The sequence below is a fragment of the Formosa algae genome, assembly GCF_001439665.1.
Lineage (GTDB): Bacteria > Bacteroidota > Bacteroidia > Flavobacteriales > Flavobacteriaceae > Formosa > Formosa algae.
Window position 1 is genome coordinate 93819 of record NZ_LMAK01000045.1, and the last position, 11486, is coordinate 105304.

Consider the following 11486-nt stretch of genomic DNA (forward strand, 5'->3'; position numbering starts at 1 on the left):
CCTATGAAAAATTTAAGTACTAAATATTTAAAATCCGATTTAAAGGCTGGTTTAGTGGTCTTTTTAGTCGCACTACCCTTATGTTTAGGGATTGCACTTGCCAGTGGCGCTCCATTATTTGCTGGTATTATTTCTGGTATTATTGGTGGTATTGTTATTGGGTTCTTTAGTGGCTCTAATTTAAGTGTCTCTGGTCCTGCTGCAGGATTAACAGCCATAGTGTTAACAGCTATCGCAACTTTAGGGTCTTGGGAAGCCTTCTTATTAGCAGGTTTAATTGCTGGTGGATTTCAATTAATTTTAGGATTTTTAAAAGCCGGTATCATTTCAAACTATTTGCCTTCAAATGTTATTGAAGGTATGTTGGCTGCAATCGGAATCATAATTATCTTAACACAATTACCACACGCCGTTGGATTTGATGCCATAAACGAAGGAGACTTCTTCCACATTAACAAAGCAGGGAAACACGATATGTTTTCAACATTAATAGACAGCATTAATTACATGCATTTAGGTGCTATTATTGTGGTTATGGTTTCTTTAGGAATCATTATAGCCTTTAATAAAGTTCCTGCTTTAAAAAAGATTAAAGCGATTCCAAGTTCTTTAGTCGCTGTAATTGCAGGGGTTGCATTAAATGAAACGTTTATCGCTATAGGATCACCTTTAGCCATAACACCTGCTCACTTAGTAAGTTTACCGGTTCCGGAATCTTTTGAAGCATTTAAATCACAGTTTAGTTTACCCGATTTCTCTCAAATTGGAAATGTAGATGTTTGGATTGTAGCATTAACCATTGCTGCGGTCGCGAGTATTGAAACCCTATTATGTATTGAAGCTACAGATAAATTAGACCCTTTAAAAAGATACTCTAACACCAACACAGAATTAAAAGCGCAAGGTATTGGTAATATAATAAGTAGTATGATTGGTGGTTTACCAATGACCTCTGTAATTGTAAGATCTTCTGCCAATGTAAATTCTGGTGGTCGCACTAAACTATCTGCTATTTCGCATGGTATATTCTTATTGGTAGCTGTCGTTGCAATTCCTAGTTTACTTAATAAAATACCATTGGCATCGCTAGCAGCAATTTTAATTGCAGTAGGGTTTAAGTTAGCCAGTCCAAAAGTATTTGTACATATGTGGAATAACAGTAAAAAATTCCAGTTTATTCCCTTTGTTGTAACTGTAATCGCAGTAGTCGCTACAGATTTATTAAAAGGGGTTGGAATTGGTTTAGCTGTAAGTATTTTCTTTATTTTAAGAGGAAATTTAAAATTAGCATATTTCTTTAAAAGAGAAAATCACACTGAAGGAAAAACCATACAAATGGAACTAGCACAAGAGGTCTCTTTCTTGAATAAAGCCGCTATTAAGCAAACGTTTGCACACTTACCTAGTAATAGTCGCATAGTTATAGATGCCTCAAACACAGTATATATAGATCATGATGTGCTACAACTGATAAAAGACTTTGTCAATTATGGTTGTAAGGATAAAAATATTAATGTATATTTGATAGGATTTCGAAAAGAATATAAAATTGAAAATTCCACTAACCATGTAACTACAATTCTATCTGATAACGAAGATAAAGTTGCATTACATGAAATAGAAGAAGGCTTTAAAATTCCTTCGAATATTTTAAAAGTTAAGGAGTTGACCAACGCAGGATAATGTTTTTAAAACGCGCAATATAAAAGTCTATAGCTATCGAAATTTTGATAGCTATAGACTTTTTTTTTATATACAGATTTAATAATAACACATGAGAAATAAGTTAAATAATTTAGTCAGGCCAATTACCAAATTTGTACAAGTAGAAAGTTTCGGCGGAATACTTTTATTTTCTGCTGCTGTTATCGCTTTAATATGGGCTAACTCTCCCCTATCCGATTCTTATATTGCCCTCTGGCATTATGAAATTGGTTTTGAATTTGGAGATTTCCATTTGTCGCATCACTTATTACACTGGATTAATGACGGTTTAATGGTGATTTTCTTTTTTGTTATAGGTTTAGAAATAAAACGAGAAATTTTACTCGGGGAATTAAATAGCTTAAAAAAAGCATCGCTCCCCATTTTCGCAGCCTTAGGAGGTGTTTTTATTCCAATTGGTATCTTCTTAGCTTTAAACACAAATCCTGAAACTCACGCAGGTTGGGGAATACCAATGGCTACAGATATTGCTTTCTCTTTAGCTATTCTACAGTTATTAGGAAATCGTGTACCTATTTCTTTAAAAATCTTTTTAACCGCATTCGCTATTGTAGACGATTTGGTTGCTGTATTAGCTATCGCTTTATTTTACAGCAGTAATATAGACTGGAATGCGATTTTATATTCATTAATTCCTTTAGCATTCTTAGCTTATTTAGGATGGAAAGGCTTTTATTACAAATACGTCTTTTTATTTCTAGGTATCGTGATTTGGTTTTTATTCCTAAAATCGGGAATTCACCCTACTATAGCAGGAATATTAATTGCACTGACTATTCCTATTAAGCAAAAATTAGAAATGGATCTTAGCATGTTTAAAATAGAATCTATTGCTACCACTTTAATTAATAAACCAAAACGCAACAGCCCAATATTGACACACGATGAAATTAGCTTGATTGGAAGTATTCAAAAGTTATCGGGTCGTGTTCAATCGCCTTTACAGCATTTAGAACACAAATTCCATGGTTGGGTTGCGTATTTTATTATGCCAATATTCGCATTATCTAATGCAGGAATCGTGTTTAATGATATCGCGCATTTAGACTGGGCGCTATCGTCTCACATTTCTGTCGCATTAATATTTGGTAAATGTATTGGTGTCGTTTCATTTTCTTATTTAGCTGTTAAGCTTGGTATAGCTGCATTCCCTGGAAATGTTAGTTTTAAACACATATTAGGTGTTGGATTTTTAGCCGGAGTTGGATTTACAATGTCCATCTTTGTCTCGAACTTAGCGTTTAAAAATAGTCTGATGTATCAGGATGCTGCTAAAGTTGGTATTTTTATAGGGTCGACTGTTGCTGGTTTAATTGGATACTTTATATTGAAGTCTATTAAACCTTCTGACGATACCACACCGGTTGAAGATGTACATTAAATCATTACAACTCTATATATTCACAAAAAAAAGCGACCTATTGGGTCGCTTTTTTATTATAATTCATTTTAAAGGTTTTAAGACGGTATTTGCTGACTCAAACAATGCAAGGTACCAAATCCCCAAATAAGATCAATAGCGCTCATCCCAATCACTTCTCTATCCGGAAAACAATCTGCTATAATATTTAAAGCAATGCGATCGTTACTATCATTAAATGTTGGAACCAAAACAGTCTTGTTCAAAATTAAGAAGTTAGCATAACTCGCTGGTATTTGAAGTCCATCAAAAAACAACGGTTTTGGCATAGGTAAGGTTACTATATTTGGCGTTTTACCCGTTTCTAAATGTGCCGCCTGTAATCGCTTTAAATTATCTTGTAAAGCCTTATAGTTACTATCTTCTGGATTTTTTTCTACAACAGTGATTATTGTGTCTTCATTTATAAAACGACATAAATCGTCAATGTGTCCATGCGTATCATCTCCCACAATGCCATCTCCTAACCAAATTACGTTAGTAATGCCTAAATAGGTTTTAAAAATAGCTTCGTAATCTGCTTTAGTGAAGTTTTCATTTCTGACTTGTATTGTTGGATGTAACAAGCATTCTTCAGACGTTAATAAAGTTCCTTTTCCATTAGTATCAATAGCGCCACCTTCTAAAACTACAGGTTTTCCATTATACATTACTTGAACTAAATCGGCTTTTATCGTTTCTGAAACAATTTTAGGAACACCACGGTCCAACGTATAGTTTGCATACTTTGCCCACCCATTAAAGTTGAAATTTAGTGCCACACGCTTACCGTTTCTCTTAACAATAATTGGCCCTGAATCCCGCATCCAACTTCTGTTAGTTTTATGCATTATATAATTAATATGATGCATATTAACATGTGCTAATTCAAGTTTTTCATGAACACTTAATTTTTGCTCGTCGCTAGTTATAACTAAGAACACCTTTTCTACTTGAGCTATCTTTTTTATAAACTCTACAAACGCCCATTGAATCGCTTGAAATTTTCCTGGCCAGTCCTTTCCGTTATAAGGAAAACACAACAACACCCCTTCTTGGTCTTCCCATTCTGCTGGAATCCTATAGTCTAAAGGTGCCATACTTAATCTATCGCACGTTTAGTAATATCTCCAAAAGCATCAATACGGCGATCTCTAAAAAACGGCCAATTTTGACGTACATTTTCCTGCAAATCTAAATCGACTTCAGCAATTAGAATTTCTTCTTTATCGTGAGATGCTTGTGCTAAAATTTCACCTTGAGGTCCCGCTATAAAAGATGATCCCCAAAACTGAATACCATCTGTATCTGGTAAATAGTGTTCTAACCCAATACGGTTCGCTGCAGCAACAAATACACCATTAGCTACGGCATGACCTTTCATAACATTCATCCATGCTCCGTGCTGATTTTCGCCATACTCTTCCTTCTCTTGTGGATGCCAACCAATGGCTGTTGGATAAAACAAAACTTCGGCGCCTTTTAAAGCTGTAAGACGCGCTGCTTCAGGATACCATTGATCCCAACAAATTAAAGTTCCTACCTTTCCTTTTTTAGTTTGAATGGCTTGAAACCCTAAATCACCTGGCGTAAAATAGAATTTTTCGTAAAAATGAGGATCGTCTGGAATGTGCATTTTTCTATATAAACCAGCTTCTGTTCCATCAGTATCAATTATATAGGCACTATTATGATAAATACCTGCCATACGTTTCTCGAAGAATGGCACAATTATAACTACGCCTAATTCCTTCGCTAAAGCACTAAACGCTATAAACGACGTGCTGTATAAAGGTTCTGCTAATGCGAAATTATCTACATCTTCACTTTGGCAAAAATAATGACTGCTATATAATTCTGGTAAAAGAATAACTTCTGCACCTTTATTGGCGGCATCTCTTACCCAACTTAAACATTTCTTTAAGTTGTTTTCAGCAACGTCGTTCAGGTTTAACTGAACGACGGCTATTTTATATTTTCTTAATGACATAACTCTTATAATTATGGGATAAATGTAACCTTTTTATAAAAGTGAAATTAAAAAAATATTATGACTTTAAATCAACTTTATTTGCTGTGCTGAAATATTTCTTTTTGAACCAAAAAGAGACTCTAACTAATAAAATTAAAGCAGGAACTTCTACTAAAGGCCCGATAACACCTGTAAACGCCTGACCAGAATTTAAACCGAATACTGCAATCGCAACGGCTATGGCTAATTCAAAATTATTCCCAGCTGCGGTAAATGCTATTGCTGCTGTTTTATCGTAAGTTGCACCGGCAGCTTTGCTTACAAAAAAGCCGATAATAAACATTAAAGCGAAGTAGACTAATAAAGGTACTGCAATAATTACAACATCCATTGGTATTTCTACAATAAGCTCTCCTTTTAATGAAAACATCACCACAATAGTGAATAATAAAGCCACTAATGTAAGCGGTGAAATAGCTGGGATAAACTTAGTATTATACCACGTTTCTCCTTTGGCTTTCACTAGTATAAATCGACTTAAAAAGCCTAATACAAACGGAATTCCTAAATAAATAGCAACACTTTCTGCAATGGTAGCTATAGAAATATCAACTATTGCACCTTCAAAACCAAAAAATGGCGGTAAAACGGTTATAAAAATCCATGCATAAAAACTATACCCAAAGACTTGAAATATACTATTTAACGCGACTAAACCGGCACCATATTCACTACTGCCTTCAGCTAAATCGTTCCAAACTAAAACCATCGCGATACATCTTGCCAAACCAATTAATATAAGTCCTACCATGTATTCTGGGTAATCTCTTAAAAATGTAATGGCTAAAAAGAACATTAAAAACGGACCAATAATCCAATTTAAAACTAAAGAAATAGACAATACTTTTACATCTTTAAACACTTTAGGTAAAAGCGCGTAATTTACCTTAGCTAAAGGCGGATACATCATTAAAATTAACCCAATAGCGATGGGAATATTTGTTGTACCTTGACTGTACGAGTTTATAATATTGGGGATTTGAGGAAAAAAATTACCTAAACCTACTCCTATTAACATGGCAAGGAAAATCCATAATGTCAAATAATTATCTAATACACTTAATTTTTTCATAGCGCTCATAACTAATTTATTTTAGAAAACACATAAAACATTTCTTGTGCAATTTGTAAACTTCTCTCGTTGTATTTCTCTGCTTGTTGCGGAGTATTATCAAATGCTTTTGGATCTTCAAACGTAATTGGAATACGTTTTTCTGCTCCTCCAATAAACGGACAACCTTGATCTGCCTGAGAACATGTCATGATCGCTGCAAATTCAGATTCCGGGTTAAATGCATCATCAAAACGCTTAGAAAATCCAATAACTGCTGCCTGATTACCATCAAACTTCACAGCATATACTGGATTACTGTCTTCTGATAATTTCTGAATATCAAATCCATTATTTACTAAAGTTTCTGCAACCATAGGAAACATTGCCGTGGCTTCTGTTCCGCCTGAATAACAATACACTTGTTTAATATTAAAATGATGTGCTGCCGCCTGAGACCAAATTTGAGATAAATGACTACGTCTGGAGTTGTGCGTACAAATAAAGTTTAATCTTATCTCTGATTGTGTTGCATATTTACCTTGTATATAATCTACTAAAGGTTGTAACGTTTGCTTACGCGCTTCGCTTATCTGCGAAAAATCGAAGCTTTCAATGTGGTTAGAAATTTTTGCGTTCATAATTTATAATTTAGCAACATCCAGATCCTGGAGTACATGTATTTACAGGTGTAGTGAGTTCTTTTAAGTTCTGTTTTGGTTTTTCTTGAGGAATTCCACAATTATCTTTAGCTAAACAATCTGTGAATTTTGAAGTTAATTGAAATACGCCTTCAGTAATATCTAAATTATATTTTTGAATGGTTTCTCCTTGGTATTCTACTTCAATCTCCAAAGCGTCGTCTAAACCTAAAACACGTTCAGATAATTCTATTATTGAAACTAATTTTTCTGGATGCAAACGGTGATCATAATCATTAGCTTCCCATAATTGAAAATTTGCTACAGATTCTTGTCTAACCGTTCCGCCACAGTCAATGAAATTTTTAACAACCTGACCAACTTCTGTCACATGAAAATGACTAGGCACTAAACCACCATTTGGTAATTGAAATGCGATTTGGTCTAAATTTTTTAAATGATTTTTAATCTCTAATAAAGTCATAATTAAATTGTATTAATAGTAATATTACGATGAATGATTTTAAATTTTTTTAACAACACTCGGTATTTTCACAAGGTAAACCCTGATCGAAAAACAGATTTAACATAGATTGAATAGATTTCCATTTTTCAATATCTATACAGTAACACACACTTGTACCTTCTATGGTGCCTTTTATAAAACCTGCATTTTTTAATTCTTTTAAGTGTTGAGAAATGGTAGGTTGTGCTAATCCAATTTCGCCTACCAAATCGCCACAAACACAAGAATTGGTTTTAATTAAGTATTCTAAAATACTTATTCTAGCAGGATGCCCTAAGACTTTAGCAATCTTAGCCATTTCGTTTTGTTTAGCTGTAAAAATTTCAGATTTAGTAATTCCCATACCTCTTATATTTATTCATTGCAATATTACGATAAATAAAATTTGTGCCAAAAAAAAGATAGCTAATTAACTATCTCTTAATATTTAAATTTTATAAGAATTGACTACCAATCTATAGGCATATAATCTTTTAAAAACTTACCACACCAGTGTTTACCGGTGTTTATACCATCTATTAACGGATCCATAACACGTGCTGCACCATCTACAATATCTAATGGTGGCTGAAAATCGTGTTCTTCTACTTTACGTTTAGATAACTCTGCAGGATCTTCATCTGTAACCCAACCTGTATCTACAGCATTCATAAAAATACCATCTTTTGCTAAAGTCGCTGCAGCAGTATGTGTCATCATATTTAAAGCTGCTTTAGCCATATTAGTGTGCGGATGGCGATCTTCTTTATGAAAACGATGAAATTTACCTTCCATAGCCGTAACATTAATAATGTGCTTTTGTCCGGTATTTTCCTTCTGCATAATCGGAGACAAACGGTTACATAACACAAAAGGTGCTACAGCATTTACCAACTGAACCTCTACCATTTCAGTGGTTTCAATCTCTCCTAACTTTAATCGCCAACTGTTTGTTTTACGTAAATCTACTTGTTGTAAATCGACATCCAACTCCCCTTCTGGAAAGACTTCACTGGCTTGTAATGAATTATCGAAACTATAAGGAATTTGAGATAATTTAGCAGATGCTCTTAATCCTATTCCTGGTTCCGGACCATGCCATGTTACTGGCATATTTTTATTATCTGAAGCCGCTTGTGTAAGTGTTTTTAATTCGGTAATACAATCGATATGATCTTTTAGTAAACCTTGAGCAAATTTAGGTAGTTGCTCTACAGGTAATTCCTCATTAGCCATTAAATGTTTATAAAAACCAGCAGGACGTCTTACTGTTTGCGCCGCATTATTAATTAAAATGTCTAATCTATCGTATTTCTGTTCTATATAATTACAGAAAATCTCTACACTTGGTATATGTCTTAAATCTAAACCGTGGACATGTAATCTGTGTCCCCAAGATGTAAAATCACTTTCTTTTGAAAAACGCAGTGCAGAATCTGCAGGAAAACGTGTTGTTGCCACTACGGTCGCTCCTGCTCTTAATAACATTAAGGTAATATGGTATCCTATTTTTAACCGCGAACCTGTAACTACTGCAACTTGATTCTTTAAATCGGCTGTTTGAAAACGCTTGGCATAATTAAAGTCGCCACATTCTGTACACATCGTATCGTAAAAATGATGAAGCTTGGTATACACTTTTTTACAGACGTAACAGTTTCTTGGCGATTCTAACTCTAATTCTTTTTCTTCTTTTTTAGTCAGATCGATTAATTTAGGAGCCACAAAAACCGGATTTTCACGTGCAGAACGAATTCCTGTTTCTTTACGTGCATGTTTATCACGCTCAATCATTTTACGTTTAGCTGCCTTTTTAGCATCCTTACGCCTTTTTTGAAATTCGTCTCTATTCGGACGTGTAATTTGTCCAGCCGCTTTCATTAAAGCGATACGTTTTTCTTCAGGAAGTTCAAACAATTGGTTTGTATTATCTACCAGCTTTTCTAACATCGCAATACAAACATCAAGTTGATCTTGATCTAAATCTGTATGTTGTCCTTCAGTTTTTTCGTTCATGTTGTGTGACACTTTAAGCCCGCAAATATAGTTTTAATTTTAGTTGAATACTGAATTTAAGAGACACTAAATCTACTTTATTCACCTAAAAAAAGCACAGTCTTTATAACTGTGCTCTTCTTTTAATAGTTCAAATTGAAATGTATGTGTCTAAAAATCTTATGGGTTTGTAGACCAAATACTAGATTCTTTAATAAACACACGTCTATTTAATTTAAGTTGAGAAACTACGAGTTCTGCAAAATCTTCTGCTTGCATTACCGTTTCTGGATTCCCGTCTGTTAATTTTAAATCGACTGCCATATCTGTCGCAATTGTACTTGGCGTAATAGCTGTTACACGAATGTTGTGCTTTCTAACTTCTTTCATTAAAGATTCAGAAAGTCCTAATACTGCAAATTTCGATGTACTATAAGCACTAGTCATGGCGTTACCATTTAAACCAGCTGTAGAAGATACATTTATAATATCTCCAAATTTATTATCTATCATTTGTGGTAAGAATGCTCTAGTAACATAGTACATTCCCATAACGTTAACATTAATAATCTGTTCCCATTCGCTTACCTCTAACTCCATAAACGAACCAAATTTTGCAATTCCAGCGTTATTAATTAAAATATCGATAGATTTAAATTGACTTAAAACAGTTTTTGCTGCTGCGTTCACTTCATCAATAGAAGACACGTCTGCAGTAACGGTTATAGCTTCTACTCCTAAAGCTTTTACTTCTTCTGCTACAGCTTCAATATCTTTTGTTGTACGTGCTAATAGTGCAATATGCACTCCTTCTTCTGCTAAAGCTAAAGCCATTGCTTTTCCAAGACCTTTACCAGCTCCTGTAATTAACGCGTGTTGTCCTTTTAATGATTTCATATCTATAATTTAAATTCTTATTATATTCTATCTCAAAAGTAGACATAAAAACACTTTTTAAAAAGCATTTAACGTTGTGATTGCGTTAAAAATTGGCGAGATAGAAGACATGTGCGAAAGATTTCTTCTTTAGTTTTGACCAAGCTTATAAATAATTGATGTATTTCATCGATAAAATTATATACAGGTTTTTTTTTATTGATTTTTTTAAAGCGTTATCCTACAACAAATCAAATATTTAGACTATTAATGTTAAAAACCTGTAGTTTTACAAGATCTATAAGCTTATTTTTTGCGTAGATATTATAAATCAAAATAAACAATTATGAAAAGAATTTCAATCGGAGTAATCACTTTATGTTTAATGGCCTCTTGTGTTTCAAAGAAAAAGTATGTTGCTTTAGAACAAGAAAATGGTGAAATAAAAAGTGAGTTAACTAAAACCACAGTTGAAAAAGAAGAATTAGAAGCTAAGTTTAGCGAAATACAATCTCGTGTTGATGCTTACAACTCTAAAATAAGTTCATTAACAGAAGAAAATGATGCCAAATTAGTTGCCGTTGGAGATGCTGCTGTTATTTCTAACGATACTAAAAAACGAATGCTAAAAACCTTAGAAAATGTAGATCCTGCAAAACTAAGCGAAGCAAAAACACTTAAAGATTCTATGAATCTTGCAGTATCTTATAACTTACAAAAATCTTTAGATACAAGTTCTTTTGATGAAGACGATGATATCGCTATCGATATTAACGAAACTGTTGTAATGATTTCTATTTCAGACAAAATGCTTTTTAACACAGCAAGTTATAGAGTAAGTAGTAAAGCAAACAACATTTTACAAAAACTAGCTGATGTTATTAATTCTGAACCAAGCATTGAAGTTATGGTTGAAGGACATACAGATGCAAGAAGCATAAATACTGGTGCAATTAAAGACAACTGGGATTTAAGTGTTTTAAGAGCAACATCTGTAGTGCGTAAATTACAAGACGATTACGCTGTAGCTCCAGAAAAAATGATTGCTGCAGGACGTAGTAGTTACCACCCTATTGCTGAAAACGATACTAACGATAATCGTGCTAAGAACAGAAGAACTCGTATAGTAATTCTTCCAAACATTAATAAATTCTTTGCCTTAATGGATTCTAACGAATAATTTAGTGATCACATATTATATTAGAAAAAGACTGCCTAGAGCAGTCTTTTTTATTTTAGTGACGTGACTAGTATAATACCGG

11 protein-coding genes are annotated in these 11486 nt (G+C 33.7%); 3 read left to right on the forward strand and 8 right to left on the reverse strand.

The annotated features are described in order from the left end of the window. Window positions 1–3 precede the first annotated feature (3 nt). Together AST99_RS11815 and nhaA are read left to right on the forward strand one after the other, a co-directional pair. Window positions 4–1683, forward strand: a complete 1680-nt coding sequence (locus AST99_RS11815) for a SulP family inorganic anion transporter (RefSeq protein WP_057782038.1) — start codon at window positions 4–6, stop codon at window positions 1681–1683. Between the two features lie 91 nt (window positions 1684–1774). After that, window positions 1775–3106, forward strand: a complete 1332-nt coding sequence (nhaA, locus tag AST99_RS11820) for a Na+/H+ antiporter NhaA (RefSeq protein WP_057782039.1) — start codon at window positions 1775–1777, stop codon at window positions 3104–3106. 77 nt (window positions 3107–3183) lie between these two features. Here nhaA and AST99_RS11825 read toward each other — a convergent pair whose 3' ends face one another. The 8 genes from AST99_RS11825 to AST99_RS11860 form a co-directional block, all read right to left on the reverse strand. Then, the gene (locus AST99_RS11825) at window positions 3184–4224 is read right to left on the reverse strand and encodes an agmatine deiminase family protein (RefSeq protein WP_057782040.1); all 1041 of its coding nucleotides are present in this window, start codon (window positions 4222–4224) and stop codon (window positions 3184–3186) included. Between the two features lie 2 nt (window positions 4225–4226). Then, window positions 4227–5114 (reverse strand): carbon-nitrogen hydrolase, encoded by an 888-nt coding sequence (locus tag AST99_RS11830; RefSeq protein WP_057782041.1) that lies wholly within the window; start codon window positions 5112–5114, stop codon window positions 4227–4229. 58 nt (window positions 5115–5172) lie between these two features. Beyond that, complete coding sequence (arsB, locus tag AST99_RS11835; RefSeq protein ID WP_157486376.1) at window positions 5173–6228, reverse strand: ACR3 family arsenite efflux transporter; 1056 nt, start codon at window positions 6226–6228, stop codon at window positions 5173–5175. 11 nt (window positions 6229–6239) lie between these two features. After that, window positions 6240–6848: an arsenate-mycothiol transferase ArsC gene (locus AST99_RS11840; RefSeq protein ID WP_198151512.1), complete on the reverse strand. Its 609-nt coding sequence runs from the start codon at window positions 6846–6848 to the stop codon at window positions 6240–6242. 10 nt (window positions 6849–6858) lie between these two features. Further along, window positions 6859–7332 (reverse strand): DUF6428 family protein, encoded by a 474-nt coding sequence (locus AST99_RS11845; protein WP_057782044.1) that lies wholly within the window; start codon window positions 7330–7332, stop codon window positions 6859–6861. A 49-nt stretch (window positions 7333–7381) separates the two neighbouring features. Next, complete coding sequence (locus AST99_RS11850; RefSeq protein WP_057782045.1) at window positions 7382–7717, reverse strand: ArsR/SmtB family transcription factor; 336 nt, start codon at window positions 7715–7717, stop codon at window positions 7382–7384. Window positions 7718–7821: 104 nt separating this feature from the next. Beyond that, window positions 7822–9369: an SDR family NAD(P)-dependent oxidoreductase gene (locus tag AST99_RS11855; protein WP_057782046.1), complete on the reverse strand. Its 1548-nt coding sequence runs from the start codon at window positions 9367–9369 to the stop codon at window positions 7822–7824. 159 nt (window positions 9370–9528) lie between these two features. Then, a complete protein-coding gene (locus AST99_RS11860; RefSeq protein WP_057782047.1) occupies window positions 9529–10245 on the reverse strand; it encodes a 3-ketoacyl-ACP reductase in 717 nt (238 codons plus the stop codon). A gap of 325 nt (window positions 10246–10570) precedes the next feature. Here AST99_RS11860 and AST99_RS11865 point away from each other — a divergent pair, with 325 nt between their 5' ends. Next, window positions 10571–11404: an OmpA/MotB family protein gene (locus tag AST99_RS11865; protein ID WP_057782048.1), complete on the forward strand. Its 834-nt coding sequence runs from the start codon at window positions 10571–10573 to the stop codon at window positions 11402–11404. The last annotated feature ends 82 nt before the right edge of the window (window positions 11405–11486 follow it).

Bases quoted from the DNA above. Each gene is read 5' to 3' on its own strand.
- AST99_RS11830 (WP_057782041.1), bottom strand. From the start codon at position 5,114: ATGTCATTAAGAAAATATAAAATAGCCGTCGTTCAGTTAAACCTGAAC.
- AST99_RS11855 (WP_057782046.1), bottom strand. From the start codon at position 9,369: ATGAACGAAAAAACTGAAGGACAACATACAGATTTAGATCAAGATCAA.
- AST99_RS11840 (WP_198151512.1), bottom strand. From the start codon at position 6,848: ATGAACGCAAAAATTTCTAACCACATTGAAAGCTTCGATTTTTCGCAG.
- AST99_RS11825 (WP_057782040.1), bottom strand. From the start codon at position 4,224: ATGGCACCTTTAGACTATAGGATTCCAGCAGAATGGGAAGACCAAGAA.
- AST99_RS11850 (WP_057782045.1), bottom strand. From the start codon at position 7,717: ATGGGAATTACTAAATCTGAAATTTTTACAGCTAAACAAAACGAAATG.
- AST99_RS11845 (WP_057782044.1), bottom strand. From the start codon at position 7,332: ATGACTTTATTAGAGATTAAAAATCATTTAAAAAATTTAGACCAAATC.
- AST99_RS11815 (WP_057782038.1), top strand. From the start codon at position 4: ATGAAAAATTTAAGTACTAAATATTTAAAATCCGATTTAAAGGCTGGT.
- arsB (WP_157486376.1), bottom strand. From the start codon at position 6,228: ATGAAAAAATTAAGTGTATTAGATAATTATTTGACATTATGGATTTTC.
- nhaA (WP_057782039.1), top strand. From the start codon at position 1,775: ATGAGAAATAAGTTAAATAATTTAGTCAGGCCAATTACCAAATTTGTA.
- AST99_RS11865 (WP_057782048.1), top strand. From the start codon at position 10,571: ATGAAAAGAATTTCAATCGGAGTAATCACTTTATGTTTAATGGCCTCT.
- AST99_RS11860 (WP_057782047.1), bottom strand. From the start codon at position 10,245: ATGAAATCATTAAAAGGACAACACGCGTTAATTACAGGAGCTGGTAAA.